Annotated in this window: 15 protein-coding genes; 3 read left to right on the top strand and 12 right to left on the bottom strand. The window is 51.2% G+C overall.

Features of this window, described 5'->3' with window-relative positions:
- The first annotated feature begins 7 nt into the window (after positions 1–7).
- The gene (locus LU196_RS14055; protein WP_370641001.1) at positions 8–697 is read left to right on the top strand and encodes a TraX family protein; all 690 of its coding nucleotides are present in this window, start codon (positions 8–10) and stop codon (positions 695–697) included.
- Between the two features lie 162 nt (positions 698–859).
- Here the strand turns inward: LU196_RS14055 and LU196_RS14050 are convergent, their stop codons facing one another.
- The 9 genes from LU196_RS14050 to LU196_RS14010 all read right to left on the bottom strand — a co-directional run bounded on the left by LU196_RS14050 (position 860) and on the right by LU196_RS14010 (position 6,721).
- Complete coding sequence (locus LU196_RS14050) at positions 860–1,660, bottom strand: zeta toxin family protein (RefSeq protein WP_232760299.1); 801 nt, start codon at positions 1,658–1,660, stop codon at positions 860–862.
- Position 1,661: 1 nt separating this feature from the next.
- Positions 1,662–1,913, bottom strand: a complete 252-nt coding sequence (locus tag LU196_RS14045) for a hypothetical protein (RefSeq protein WP_232760298.1) — start codon at positions 1,911–1,913, stop codon at positions 1,662–1,664.
- Positions 1,914–2,145: 232 nt separating this feature from the next.
- A complete protein-coding gene (locus LU196_RS14040) occupies positions 2,146–2,397 on the bottom strand; it encodes a hypothetical protein (RefSeq protein WP_232760296.1) in 252 nt (83 codons plus the stop codon).
- 240 nt (positions 2,398–2,637) lie between these two features.
- Positions 2,638–2,889, bottom strand: coding sequence for a hypothetical protein (locus tag LU196_RS14035; protein WP_232760294.1), 252 nt, complete (start codon positions 2,887–2,889; stop codon positions 2,638–2,640).
- Positions 2,890–3,113: 224 nt separating this feature from the next.
- On the bottom strand, positions 3,114–3,365 hold the full coding sequence (locus LU196_RS14030) for a hypothetical protein (protein WP_232760293.1): 252 nt from the start codon (positions 3,363–3,365) through the stop codon (positions 3,114–3,116).
- A gap of 160 nt (positions 3,366–3,525) precedes the next feature.
- A complete protein-coding gene (locus LU196_RS14025) occupies positions 3,526–3,798 on the bottom strand; it encodes a hypothetical protein (RefSeq protein WP_232760291.1) in 273 nt (90 codons plus the stop codon).
- A gap of 215 nt (positions 3,799–4,013) precedes the next feature.
- A complete protein-coding gene (locus LU196_RS14020) occupies positions 4,014–4,265 on the bottom strand; it encodes a hypothetical protein (protein WP_232760289.1) in 252 nt (83 codons plus the stop codon).
- A 639-nt stretch (positions 4,266–4,904) separates the two neighbouring features.
- Positions 4,905–5,501, bottom strand: coding sequence for an NAD(P)H-dependent oxidoreductase (locus tag LU196_RS14015; protein WP_232760288.1), 597 nt, complete (start codon positions 5,499–5,501; stop codon positions 4,905–4,907).
- Positions 5,502–5,653: 152 nt separating this feature from the next.
- Positions 5,654–6,721 carry an SDR family oxidoreductase gene (locus tag LU196_RS14010; RefSeq protein WP_232760286.1) on the bottom strand — a complete coding sequence of 356 codons (1,068 nt, stop codon included), beginning with the start codon at positions 6,719–6,721 and terminating at the stop codon, positions 5,654–5,656.
- 100 nt (positions 6,722–6,821) lie between these two features.
- Between LU196_RS14010 and LU196_RS14005 the strand changes: the two genes are divergently transcribed.
- Positions 6,822–7,724 carry a LysR family transcriptional regulator gene (locus LU196_RS14005; protein WP_232760284.1) on the top strand — a complete coding sequence of 301 codons (903 nt, stop codon included), beginning with the start codon at positions 6,822–6,824 and terminating at the stop codon, positions 7,722–7,724.
- 33 nt (positions 7,725–7,757) lie between these two features.
- Here the strand turns inward: LU196_RS14005 and LU196_RS14000 are convergent, their stop codons facing one another.
- Positions 7,758–8,867: a lactonase family protein gene (locus LU196_RS14000; RefSeq protein ID WP_232760282.1), complete on the bottom strand. Its 1,110-nt coding sequence runs from the start codon at positions 8,865–8,867 to the stop codon at positions 7,758–7,760.
- Positions 8,868–9,210: 343 nt separating this feature from the next.
- Between LU196_RS14000 and LU196_RS13995 the strand changes: the two genes are divergently transcribed.
- The gene (locus LU196_RS13995) at positions 9,211–9,456 is read left to right on the top strand and encodes a DUF2543 family protein (protein WP_232760280.1); all 246 of its coding nucleotides are present in this window, start codon (positions 9,211–9,213) and stop codon (positions 9,454–9,456) included.
- Between the two features lie 48 nt (positions 9,457–9,504).
- Here the strand turns inward: LU196_RS13995 and LU196_RS13990 are convergent, their stop codons facing one another.
- The gene (locus tag LU196_RS13990) at positions 9,505–10,317 is read right to left on the bottom strand and encodes an SDR family oxidoreductase (protein WP_232760278.1); all 813 of its coding nucleotides are present in this window, start codon (positions 10,315–10,317) and stop codon (positions 9,505–9,507) included.
- 498 nt (positions 10,318–10,815) lie between these two features.
- The gene (locus LU196_RS13985) at positions 10,816–12,639 is read right to left on the bottom strand and encodes a methyl-accepting chemotaxis protein (RefSeq protein ID WP_232760276.1); all 1,824 of its coding nucleotides are present in this window, start codon (positions 12,637–12,639) and stop codon (positions 10,816–10,818) included.
- Between the last annotated feature and the right edge of the window lie 66 nt (positions 12,640–12,705).

Genomic DNA, 12,705 nt, shown 5'->3' with positions numbered 1-12,705 from the left:
GGCTAAAATGATGCAGATTAAAAACCTCACTCTCATTAAATGGCTGGCCCTTTTTTTAATGGTGGGCGATCACGTCAACAAATACTTATTGAATGATACCGTCCCCTTTTTATATAACGTCGGACGTATCGCCATGCCTTTATTCTGCTTTGTATTGGCGAGTAATTTAGCGCGCAGCGGCAATCGTGAAAATGGCACCTATTTGCGGGTGGCGGCACGTCTGACGATATTTGCCCTATTCGCGACGCCGGCTTATATTGCACTCGGCGGAATTCTCTACGGCTGGTGGCCGCTCAATATTTTATACACCTTGCTTGCCGTTACCCTGATCTGTTACTGCCTGGAGAATAACGAGCCCCGCTCTCACATTTACGCCCTTCTGATTTTTGTGGTTGCAGGGTCGGCGGTGGAGTTTTGGTGGCCTGCCATTGCCATGGCCGTTAGCCTCTGGCTCTACTTGAAAACCACCCGCACGCGCTATGCGCTACTGGCATTACTTTGCTGTGCCTCGCTGGCAACAGTGAATCATAATTTTTATGCGCTCTTGGCCGTGCCGATCGTTATCGTGCTTGGCCGCGTTTCACTTCCCCTTCCCCGCATGAAGTGGTTTTTCTACGCGTTCTATCCGCTGCATCTTTATCTGATCGTCTTGCTGCGCATGTACCTCTCCCGCCAGGGATATCTGTTCTTCACCTGAAAGTGCTCAGGCTGCATGTCACTTGGCATGAACAGTGACATTGAGATGAAAGTATTGAGGCGTAAAGTCAGCCGATCACGGCGCAGTAAGAACCCAGAGAGAAGATAGTAGAGAAAAGGCAGAAGGCAGAAGCCGCGACGCGGCTTCTGTTTAACACAGGCATCATCGAGAGTAACCTTTACTTTTTTTCACTCCCTGAGTATTTTCAGCCGCTTTTTCCAGCTCGCGCTTCACGGCATACTGCTTAGTCGGGTTAAATATATCTTTTAAAACTTCGCTGGGTTTGATGTCCTGCTTATTTTGTGGTGGAAAAACTTGTTTGTTATCACCCTGGACCGTTCTTTCCCACATTTCGAATTTGGCCTCAGGATTATTCTGCATGATCTTGTCCACGTTATTTTTCAACGCGTAGACGCATTTATCATGGAATTCTATCGGGACGTCTCGCGGCGTTTCGCCACGCTGAAGTGCTTTATCGTAACGAGCCTGAATCCCCGCTCGGCTTAAAGCAGGATTACAGGTCTGAACGATAACGTTAACGCCATAGCCGCTGTTTTTAAACTCATCCAGGCGCTTCTGCGTTGATTCTAGCGTTTTCATCGTGCCTTCAACGCTGACATTATAACGTCCTTCAAGGGCCTTTTTTACTAAGCTGTCGCGCACCGCATCAGCAAAGGCGTTGGTATAAGCTGGTGAGTTATCGCCATACTTCTCTTGGATTTTTGCAAAGTTGGGGTGTGCTTCTCGGAACTCATCTACATTAACTTCTAAGATATTTCCGGCATGGTCCTGTTGAATACGATCAATAGAGCTGGATTTACCTGCCCCGGGTTGGCCACCAATGAAATAGCCCTGAGGTTTTTCAACTGGCGCAAGTCCTTCACGCACTACCAGTTCTGTCCAAAATTTTTCTTTGACAGTTTCAACTTGTTTTGCTGTAAACTCTTCTAAATTAATATTCATTTTACTCCTCGATATCTGGAAGAGCAGAATATTTAGTTTTCATACTATTAATGAAAGCCCATTCAGCATCATAGTCAATATTATCGGGTTCAGTCGTCCTATAGTATTTATTTTTATCCGCAACGGCTTGTGCATCAGCATCTTGCTCGGGCGTCAAATTTTCTAAAGGAATTTTTTTAAACATAAGCACTCTAAGGCTGTTCAATCCACTTCGTAACACGTAGTGCTCGTGAATAATATCGATCTTATTCATTTCCGTTTCCTCCAGTAGTTATCTTTAAAATTCAAATTACATTATAAAACAGTTTAAATACAATGACACCCTAAAATAATATCAAACCTAAATAAAAGTAGGCAACCACCTGATTGTTAAGGGCATCACACGAAATTAAAATAATTTGGGTAAATTTAGGAGTTTAGCTTAACAGGTCGCTAAGTAAGTCCCATTAATTTACTTAGGCAGCTATTTAGCTCATTTTTTCTATTTATGATGTGACATCCTGAAGATCAGAATATTTAGCCTTTAGTCTATTAATGAACGCCCACTCCACATCGTAATCAATATCATCAGGATCGGTCATAAAGTAGTACTGATTTTTATCAGCAACGGCTTGTTCATCTGCATCTTGGTCAGGAGTAAGATTTTTCAAATCATTCTTTTTATTCATTAACGCTCTGAGGCTATTCAAACCGTTTCTTAGAACATAATGTTCATTGCCATTTTCATGCTTGCTCATCTTTTATCTCCTGGTTAATTGCTGCAGGTCTTCGATACATATTATGTTATAGAATATATTTAAAAAGCATGGCAACCCAAGATACGAAGAAATTAAATCATAGTACGTCATCACACAATAATTTATTGGATTAAAGAAATTAAAAATCGTGCAAGTACATCTGGTGATGTTTAGCTTAAAAGCTCGTCAAGTAAATCTCTTTGATTTACCCAGGCAGCTATTTAGTTCAAACTTTCCATTTCATGACGTGACATCCGGGAGTACGGAATATTTAGTCTCCAATCTATTAATGAACACCCACTCCGCGTCATAATCAATATCTTCTGGATCAGTCATCCTGTAATATGTATTTTTTTCCGCAACGGCTTGCTCATCAGCATCTTGCTCGGCTGTCAAACCTTCAAGGGGAATCTTCTTCCCCATAAGTGCACTCAGGCTATTCAAACCACTTCGTAACACGTAGTGTTCATGAATCATATCAATTTTTTTCATTTAATTTTCCTCATTGATTTACATTAGCGAATCTGATTAGGATAATTTTAAAAGCATAACTCCTTAAATCACGACAAATCCTAATAAAATAAGCCAACCACACTCTAATTTAATTCATTCCAGAAAATCAAAATTCTCTAGGTACATTTAGGAATGTAGTTTAATAAGTCGCCAAGTCATTCCTTTTATTTATCTAGCCAGCCTTTTATTCCAGCCTTTTCTTTTCATAACTCAATATCCGGGAGAACGGTGTATTTCTCTTTCAAGGTATCAATAAATACCCATTCAGCATCAAAGTCGATATCATCAGGTTCCGTTATGGCGTAGTACTGTTCTTTCTCAGCAACGGCTTTTTTATCGGCAAGTTGTTCAATGGAAAGCTTTTCAAAATCTGTTTTTTTGTCAATCAGCACGCTAAGGCTATTCAAACCGCTTCTTAAAAAATAAAGCTCATTTACATTTTTATACTTGCTCATATTTTTCTCCTTGATTAGTGACTGTATGCCTGCGCTACATATTCTAGAGCTTTTGCAAAAAGCATGGCAGCAAAAGATACGACAAATAAAATTATAGAAATACACGTGACGGGATTAACTTATTAGGTGAAAGGTAAGTTAATTTTATCCAGTCAGCTAGTCATTTATTCCTTGCTTTCCTTTTATGCTCAACATCCGGAAGAACGGAGTATTTCGCTTTAAGGGCATTTATAAATGCCCACTCCGCATCGTAATCAATATCATCAGGATCGGTGATGGAGTAGTACTGATCTTTATCAGCAACGGCTTGCTCATCAGCATCTTGCTCGGGTGTCAAATTTTCAAAGGGAATCGTCTTCTCCATTAACACGCTAAGGCTATTCAAACCGCTCCGAAGAACATAAAGCTCATTCACATTTTTCTGGTTGCTCATATTTTATCTCCTTAATTGCTCACTGGCCGTATGTCTGGCATAGCATAGAATAAGTGCAATAAACACGGCACATAATAAATCGATGAATTTAAGTTATTAAATGACAATGTAGTAGATTAAGCACTTACACATCGCTATATTTCATCTGGTGAATTTAGCTTAATAAATCGTTTGTCATATCCCGTTCTTCAACCCTTTAGTTCAGCTTATCTTGTTCATGAACCGATATCAGCAAGAACAGCATATTTAGCCTTCATCGATTTTATAAAATCCCATTCGGCTTCATAGTGGATATCGTCAGGCGCTGTGATTCTGTAATATTTATCTTTATTCGCAACGGCTTTCTCATCAGCAATTTGTTCCAAGGTAAGATTTTCAAGCGGGTTCTTTTTATTCATCAGTGCTCTTAAACTGTCTAAACCACTGCGTAAGACATAATGTTCGTGAATCATATTGATCTTATTCATTTAGGCCTCCTTGAGACGTTAATTTAGCCAATCTAATTAGGAAAGCGATAAAACGGCACTCTAAAAAAACGTTCAATTCGACTAAAAGGATGTAGCCACATGACAATGTAATGCACCACAAGAAAATAAAAATCGTGTAGATGTATTTTGTGCATTTCGCTTATAAATTACGCGTCTTATTGCCCGTTATCTTATTTTGTTAGCCTATAAATCCAGGGTTTTCTCCAAAATTCGATATCAGGAAAAGTATTTCTATTACGACAACGCTTTAGCGTCGTATTTTTACGTTTAGGGTTATGTAGGATTTTATTGCTGGATCATGCACTGTGGCATCGAACCGAATGTGGCCCATGAGCCTGCTGTGATGGTTATGCCCTTGGCTTCCTGCAAGGCCCGCTTGTGGGTGGCGGGTTTGACGTCACTTTCCGTGTTTTCTATTAATACTATTGCATCTCTTTAAGGCGTTTTCCAGCGCCATCCTGTTAAAAAGGGCGCTTTCAAGGGCGTTTTGCCGTGATTCTTTATCGCACGCTGTAAACTTTGATTTACTAACTCAGCGAAAGCTGTGCCTTCGAAGGCGGTAAATACGCGTGCGCAGCGATACGCACGCTTCTCATTGTCTTAGAAGCAGAGCAGGCGTCATGCCTTAACGGGCTGAGCACCGAGCGTCTGCCCCAGCGCAAAGGCTTGCGCCAGGCCTTGCTGCTGGCTCTCTGCATCCAACGGATGCAGCAGCACGCTATCAAGCGCGTGAATGCCGCAATAATCAAAGATGCCTTCCACAATTTGCGTCTGTATGGCATCGCGATAGCCCCGACGCACATACGTTTCCTGCGGGGCACCCGCAATGCCGACGATCATCGCTTCGAGGCGCGTCAGGCGCTTTATCAGGCCCGTGGAATCGTAGTCAAAGGCCCAACCGCCGGTGAAGACGCGATCGATCCAGCCTTTCAGTAGCGCGGGCATTGACCACCAATAAATAGGGAAAACCAGCACCAGCCGATCGGCACGGTCGATGCGCTGCTGTTCAGCCAAAATGGCCGGATCGGGTGCGCCGCTGCCGCTGAAATAGGCGTAATCCTGCGGCGTAAAGCGGGGATCAAAGTGTTCACGCGCCAGATCGGCGACTTCCACGCTATTGCCCGGAGCGGCAGTCAGACCCGCCGTTAACTGGTTAACCACGGCTTGGGTATAGGCGTTGTCACTGGGATGTGCGGTGACGATAAGGGTATGCATAGCCCAATCTCTCCTTCAAGTAAGGTCGTCAGGCTATAGCATAGACGGGGATACGGGTCCGTTTGCCGAGACAGCAATAACGGTTAAACGGGCGCACACCCTGTCTTTGTGCGGCAGGAATGACATCGGGCGCGGGGCGCCCGATGTTGAGATCATTGAGGAATGATCTTCTCCGCTTTCAGCTTATCGAACAGCGCGGTGAAGGAATCCAGCGTGGAACGGTAGCCGGTAAAGCCCGCCTTGCGACTTTTACTCATGTCGGTGAAGGCTTCCATTGGGCGGCCCAGATCGGCATCGGTGTGCCACCAGGACGCCAGCTTACCGATATCCGCCTCACGCAGCTGGTGTTTCGCAGCGACCTCACGCCACGCCTCAGCGGCGTCCTGCATACGGCCTTCCAGCGGCATCATCTGCGCGGGATACTCGGCAGCGTCGAGGCCAAAGTAAGCAGCCAGACGCGGCCACAGCCAATTCCAGCGGAACACGTCGCCGTTCACGGCATTGAAATCTTGATTCGCCGCGCCTTCGGCGGTGGCAGCCCAGTGCAGCTGTTCGGCCAGCAGTCCGGCATCGGTGACGTCAGACACACCCTGCCACTGTTCTGGCGAACCGGGGAAGATAAACGGCCAGCCTTTTTCACGGCACAGCGTGGCATACACCGCCAGCGTCTGCCCCATGTTCATGGCATTGCCGAGCGCGTAGCCCACAATGGTGTGCGGACGGTGCACGCTCCAGCGGTAGCCATACTTTTCAGCGCCCGCAAACACTTCATCTTCCTGCGCATAATAGAAGTTGTCGACCGGCTGACGACCCTGCTCTTCGCGGAACGGCGTGACCGGTGCGGCGCCTTTGCCGTAGGCTTCGAACGGACCGAGGTAGTGTTTCAGGCCGGTGACCAGCGCCACGTGCGCACCGTGCAGGCGCTCGCCTAAAGCTTCAATGACATTGCGCACCATGCCGCCGTTAACGCGAATATTGGCTTTTTCATTTTCCTGACGCGCCCACACGCTAAAGAACAGCGCATCAGGTTTTTCCTGCGCGAGCGCCTCGCGCACCGCGTCCGCATCAGTCAGATCGGCCGTGAGGCTGCGGCATCCTTCAGGCACCGCGCCGCGACCGCGCGACAGTCCGGTGACCTGCCAACCTTCGCGCTGCAATTTCTCTGCCAGCGCGCGTCCGATCACGCCGCTGATACCCACAATTAATGCCTGCTTTTGCATTTCAAATCTCCTCTGGTTCAGTCATGATAAGCGTAATAGAGAATTTAATTCTTATCTCTGGCATTTATTCACGGCATTCATAATCTGAGTTCACGAATCTATGCACGATCAGCGTTTAAAAGATATCGTTCCCTTTGTGGCCAGCGTGGAGAGCGGCAGCTTTGCCGCCGCCGCAAAGCGGTTGCATGTCACCGGGTCGGCGGTGAGTAAAAGCGTCACGCGGCTGGAAGCGCGGCTGGGCTCACGCCTGCTGGAGCGCACCACCCGCAGTCTGAGTCTGACCGATGCCGGCAGCGCTTATTACCAAACCTGCCTACGCATTATGGAGGAGCTGGCCGAAGCCGAGGCGGTGTTAGCCGCCCAGCGCACCATTCCATCTGGTCGTTTGCGCATTGCAGTGCCGAGCACCTATGGCCGACTGTGTGTGATGCCCTTGTTGCTGCCGTTTAGCCAACAGCATCCGGACGTTGCCCTTAACCTCACCTTTTCTGACCGCTTTATCGATCTCTTTGACGAAGGCATTGATGTCGCGGTGCGCATCGGGGGTTCCCCCGATCTGCCTGCCTCGCTGGGTAGCCGTCACATGGGGCGCGAGCGCATGGTGTTTTGCGCCGCACCAGGCTATCTGGACACGGCCGGACGCCCCGCAGGTGAGAAGGCGCTGTTGACCCACAAAGCTATCGTGTATGAGCGCGCTGACGGCAGCGCGAAACCCTGGCTCTTAACCACTCGCGACGGGCATCCGCACTGGCGCAGCGTGGCGCATCGCATGTCGTTAGGGGACGTGGACGCACAGTTACAGGCGGTACGCGCGGGATTGGGCGTGGCGCAAATGCCCTCCTGGCTGGTGCAGGACGCGCTGGCGCGGGGTGAACTGGAGATTATTCTGCCGCAGCAGCAACCGGATGGCCTGCCGCTGACGCTGATCTGGCCGCGCCGCAAACAGCTGTTGCCTAAAGTGGATGCGCTGCTCACGGCGTTGTCTGCGTTGACCATTCGCTAAGCCCCGGCGATGAGCACGCCGGGGACGAGGGCGTTAATTGAAGAATTTTATATCGGTAGGCGTGGATACGGTTGCCGCGACACCCGCAGACGTTAGCGCACCGCTCTGCGCATCGAAATCAAAGCGGGTGATGCTGTTGGTAAACACGTTAGTCACGTAAAGATGCTGACCGCTGGCGTCGAAGGCGAAGGCGCGCGGCTCAATGCCGCCAGCGGCATAGCGTTTTGGCGCGCTCAGCGATCCATCTTGCTGCACGGCAAACACCACCACATGGTTATCATCGCCCCGGTTGGCCGTCACGATAAAACGCCCGTCTGGACTAAAAACAATCCCACTGGCACTTTTATAGGCCGCCGATGCATTTTCCGCGTTGAGTTTTACCGCGCTTTTTTGGGTGAGATGTCCGTCTTTCACGGCAAACACCACTACTTCCCCGCCCATCTCTACGGTGACGTAGGCGTGTTGACCGTCGGGGGAAAACACCATATGGCGCGGCCCCGCACCGGCAGAGAAACGCACATCGCGAGCGCTATCCGCTTCCAGCGGCTGCGCGCGATCGGCGTGATAGCGGAAGGCGTGCAATTTGTCGTCGCCCAAATCCGCGGCAAACAGGTAATGGCCATCAGGGGTAAAGGTGGTGGCGTGCGCATGGCCGCTTTGCTGGCGATCTTTCACCGCGCCGCTGCCCGCATCAAAGGCAATATGCTGTACTGCCGCCCCCAGTTTACCGTCGGCCGCCACCGGCAGCACGGTCACACCCGCCCCGCCTTTGGCGACGGAGTAATTCGCCACGAACAGGAATTTGCCGTCCGGGCTCAGCGTGGCATGCGTTGGCTGCTGGCCGTGGCTCGATACCTGATTCAACACGGTCACGTCGCCGTTGGCGTCGATAGCCAGTGCCGTGACCATCCCCTCCACCTCTTCGTTGGTGGTGTAAGCAAAGCGGCCGTCGCGCGATTTAACAATCCACGACGGGCTTTTCATTTTCACCACGCCCAGCGGCGTCAGGGTGCCGTCACCGTTCACCCGCATGCGGTACAGCCCTTCGCTGGCCCGATCGGGCTTTTGCACCTGCGGTGCGTCAGGAATGGCGGTCCAGGTGCCCACCAGAGCCGTTTCAGGATGTTGCGTTGCGTTTGCCATGGCACTCCCCGCCAGTGAAAAAAGAGTCAGCGATAATGCCACGGTTAAGCGACATGCTAAACCGTTGCCCACTGTTTTTGTTGTGTTTTTCATTTATTCGCCACTTACCGTAACCGGAACGTGTTACGACTATAGTGGTAATGGCAAACCGCAGCGTGCGCACGCGGTGATCGCCTTCACACTCTGCATGAATAAATACGCGGGGTGCTGCACAACGTGAGGAATTTGTCGACAGCCAACAGGGATAACAGGAGGAGAGCTGCCCGTGCAGGCAGAAGGGATGTTATCCTTGAAGCATCGCAGAAAGCCGTCTGGCTTTTTATCGTTAATGCTGGAGTATCAGATGAAAGACACCATCCCAATGAAGTTTTACGATATCACCGAAGAGTACGCGCAAGAGGCAGCGACGCCTGTGCAAGAGACCGAACACGACGCCTTAGCGCATTACTTTGAGTTACTGATTACACGTTTAATGAACGGCGAAGAGATCAGCGAAGCGGCGCAGGCCGACATGGCGCAGCAAGCAGGCATTAATCCGCAGCGCATTGATGATATTGCCCAATTCTTGAATACGTGGGGCAATGAATAGCGAAGTGGTCGGCAACGTGGCGGCTCGCTTGAGTCGCTCTGCCACGGCTTACCGTTCTTGAACACTCTCTTTTGCCTGCGAATAGAGTATGCGATCAATCGCGGGCATTTTCTTCTGCAGCAGATAGTCCACCACGCTGGGCAACAGCGCATTCAGCCGGATAAAGAGTCTTTCCAGTCGGCCCATCCGACTGCGCGGTCGGTTTCGCAGTAGCGCAGACATCACGTGAACGGCGACCTCTTGCGGCTCATCGGAGCGCTGACCTGGCGCGTGCGGCATGGCCACGGCTGCACCGGCGTGCAGCGCGGTGCGTAGCCTTCGAGGCGCGACATAGATGACAGACAGCCCGGAAGGCGCAAGCTCGCGGCGCAGCGCGTCAGAAAAAGCCAGCATGCTGGCTTTTGTCGCACCGTAAACGCTGTAGCCGGGATGCCCCAGTTCGCCCAGCACCGAGCCCACGTTGAGGATAACGCCGCCCGCTGCAAAATGATGAATCAGGGCGCGAGTAAGCAGCAACGGGATCTCGCTGTTCACCCTGAGCTGTAACCGAATCTCCTGGAATGATTGCTGTGCAAGCAGCGCAAAGCGGCTGGTGTCGGCGTTGTTAATCAACACGTCCAGTCGCTGTCCGGCGTGAAAGCAGGCGGCCAGATTAATGATCTCATCGTCACTGTACTCTGTGACGCAAAACACCGTGTGACGTCCCGGCTCTCTCAGCGAGGCGCGCAATGCCTGCAGCGCGCTGCGGTTACGTCCCACCAGCCACAGGCAGGCGCCCTGGTCCGCCAGCTGTCGCGCCAGCGCCTGGCCAATACCGCCGCTGGCACCGGTTAAAATCACATTTTTATTAAGAAGGTTCACTGCTCACCTCATACACGCCTGACCGCGTTTCGTTAAGCGTGGAGACGTTCGCGCTTTCTTATTATTACTTGCCCTTTCACCGCGACCAACTCATGACATATCGCGAAATGAAACCTGTTGCAAAAGCATTCCCGTGGTGTTGTGCACAATTATTCACAGCTGCCAATAACGCCTGCCGATGCGGCGAAAAAGCGTGCCGCCGGGCGTTATTATTTTTTGCCTTAATGGGTCTATGTTGCGCAGTATCGCGAAGAAAGATTAGTCCAGCCTTAATAGTGGACATTTTTGAAATAAAAATACGGCAGTGATAGCGAAGCGGTAATAGCGAAGCGGTAATGGCGAAGCGCTAATAGCGGAAGGCGCCGAGTGATTACGACGCACTATCCGTGTTATTTCCCTGCCGCGCTGGCATAACGATCGCTCGCGCGGCGGAAGCGGTGACAGCGAGCTGCCCGGCGGCGGATCGCTGTCACGTGGCACTGAAACGCTGGATCTGACTCAGGCCACCACGAAGCGCGCCACCGAGTCCTCAAGCGTCGAGGCCTGATCGCGCAGCGCGCTGGCCGCGGCAGACGATTCCTGAACCAGCGCCGCATTTTGCTGCGTCACGCTATCCATCTGCACGATGGCAACGCCCACTTGTGAAATGCCGCGATTCTGCTCGTCAGAGGCCTGGGCAATTTCGTCCAAGATGCTGGTCACGTTGCCCACTGAGTTAACAATTTCCTCCATGGTTTTGCCCGCCTGATCCACCAGCTGCGATCCACTGCTAATGCGGCCTACCGATTCCGCAATCAGCATTTCAATCTCTTTCGCCGCCTGCGCGCTGCGCTGCGCAAGGTTACGGACTTCACTGGCGACCACAGCGAATCCGCGTCCCTGCTCACCGGCGCGCGCGGCTTCTACCGCTGCGTTCAGCGCTAAGATATTGGTCTGGAAAGCAATGCTGTTGATCACCGTGGTGATTTCGGCAATTTTTCCTGAGCTGGCGCTGATCTGATTCATGGTCTCCACCACGTTTTTCACCAGCTCGCCGCCTTTATTCGCGGTTTCTGAGGTCAGTCGCGCCAGCTCGCTAGAGTGATGAATATTTTCAACGTTTTGTTTTACGGTGGCCGTTAACTGTTCCATACTGGCCGCCGTTTGCTCCAGCGCCGCTGCCTGCTCTTCTGTGCGCGCGGACAGATCGTTGTTGCCTGCCGCAATCTCTGAGGACGCATGGCTAAACTGCGTCACGCCGCGGCGAATATCAGCGATGATGCCGCGCAGATCCTGGCTCATGCTGCCCACGGCCTGCATCAGCGCACCCAATTCATCTTTACGTGAGGTCTCCAGCTGCGCGCTCAAATCCCCCTGCGCAATGCGACGCGCCACGTCGAGCGTCGCGGCCAACGGGCGCGTGATCTGACGGGTAATGATGATGGCGATCACCACGCTGGCGACCACGGCGGTGGCGAGCAGCACGGCCATCCAGAAAATCGCCCGACCAATATCACCGTGGGTGGAGGCTAATTGCTGGGAAAAAAGGGCGTTGCTGGTGGTGGTCAGGTGCGCACCGGCCTGCGCCAGCTGGCGCGTAGCTTGCGCTTCTGCCTGCGAGGAAGCTTCATAGGCCTCTACGCTGTCGCGTCGTGAGCCCAGCAGCGTGGTGAGCTTCTCCAGCGCGCTGCTGTCTTCCGCACGCAAGCGCGGGCGGGCTTTTTCGATCAGTTGAATGGTGTCGTTCAGAAAACTCATCAATGACTGGCGATTGGCATCGCTGTTTTCCAGTGAAAGCAGTTTGACGCGCACGCCGACGCCGGTGAGGTATTTACCGATCTCTTGCAGCGCCGCAGCGCTGTCATCCTGCACGCCGCTGTAGCTTTTCGCCATGCTATAAAGCGTGCTGCTCTCATCGGCGAATTTCAAATTCTCAAGAATGGTTTGACGCTTACGGGCTTCGTTTACGGTCTCCGTGCGCTGCTCACGGTATTGGCTCATTGCACCGGGCAGCGAATCAATCATCGCCGTTTGCGCGTCATCCCATGACCAGCTTTTCAACTTCGTGATGCTGTTGTCGGTGAATTTCAGCTGTGCTTCGTTGTCAGCGATGAATTTTTCATCATGGGTTTTTAGGTATTGCTGCCGTGCATCTTTGGCCAGCGCGAACTGATCGTTAATACTTTTTAACTCACTGAGTTTGTCGGCACGCACCGCGATATCCTGCAAATTCTTAATGCCACAGGCCGCAACCGCAATGCTCAGCAGCAGTAACAGGCCAAACCCCAACATGAGCTTTTTGCCGACGCTGATATTTTCCAAAACAGCACGTAGTGTTTTCATAAGAGTGAATATCCCTGGTTGATTATCATCCACGCGTTGAGTCGCGGGTTAAGGGTTATCGGCAGG

Origin of the sequence: Pantoea sp. Mb-10 (assembly GCF_021272205.1) — a bacterium.
In the GTDB taxonomy this organism is placed as follows: domain Bacteria; phylum Pseudomonadota; class Gammaproteobacteria; order Enterobacterales; family Enterobacteriaceae; genus Pantoea.
The sequence above is the reverse complement of the archived record's forward strand: the minus strand, read 5'-3'. Positions and strand labels throughout refer to the sequence as shown.

Excerpts from the sequence above, each read along its gene's own strand:
- LU196_RS14000 (WP_232760282.1), bottom strand. The coding sequence starts at position 8,867 with ATGGCAAACGCAACGCAACATCCTGAAACGGCTCTGGTGGGCACCTGG.
- LU196_RS14035 (WP_232760294.1), bottom strand. The coding sequence starts at position 2,889 with ATGAAAAAAATTGATATGATTCATGAACACTACGTGTTACGAAGTGGT.
- LU196_RS14055 (WP_370641001.1), top strand. The coding sequence starts at position 8 with ATGATGCAGATTAAAAACCTCACTCTCATTAAATGGCTGGCCCTTTTT.
- LU196_RS14030 (WP_232760293.1), bottom strand. The coding sequence starts at position 3,365 with ATGAGCAAGTATAAAAATGTAAATGAGCTTTATTTTTTAAGAAGCGGT.
- LU196_RS14020 (WP_232760289.1), bottom strand. The coding sequence starts at position 4,265 with ATGAATAAGATCAATATGATTCACGAACATTATGTCTTACGCAGTGGT.
- LU196_RS13995 (WP_232760280.1), top strand. The coding sequence starts at position 9,211 with ATGAAAGACACCATCCCAATGAAGTTTTACGATATCACCGAAGAGTAC.
- LU196_RS14045 (WP_232760298.1), bottom strand. The coding sequence starts at position 1,913 with ATGAATAAGATCGATATTATTCACGAGCACTACGTGTTACGAAGTGGA.
- LU196_RS14050 (WP_232760299.1), bottom strand. The coding sequence starts at position 1,660 with ATGAATATTAATTTAGAAGAGTTTACAGCAAAACAAGTTGAAACTGTC.
- LU196_RS14015 (WP_232760288.1), bottom strand. The coding sequence starts at position 5,501 with ATGCATACCCTTATCGTCACCGCACATCCCAGTGACAACGCCTATACC.
- LU196_RS13985 (WP_232760276.1), bottom strand. The coding sequence starts at position 12,639 with ATGAAAACACTACGTGCTGTTTTGGAAAATATCAGCGTCGGCAAAAAG.
- LU196_RS14025 (WP_232760291.1), bottom strand. The coding sequence starts at position 3,798 with ATGAGCAACCAGAAAAATGTGAATGAGCTTTATGTTCTTCGGAGCGGT.
- LU196_RS14005 (WP_232760284.1), top strand. The coding sequence starts at position 6,822 with ATGCACGATCAGCGTTTAAAAGATATCGTTCCCTTTGTGGCCAGCGTG.
- LU196_RS14040 (WP_232760296.1), bottom strand. The coding sequence starts at position 2,397 with ATGAGCAAGCATGAAAATGGCAATGAACATTATGTTCTAAGAAACGGT.
- LU196_RS14010 (WP_232760286.1), bottom strand. The coding sequence starts at position 6,721 with ATGCAAAAGCAGGCATTAATTGTGGGTATCAGCGGCGTGATCGGACGC.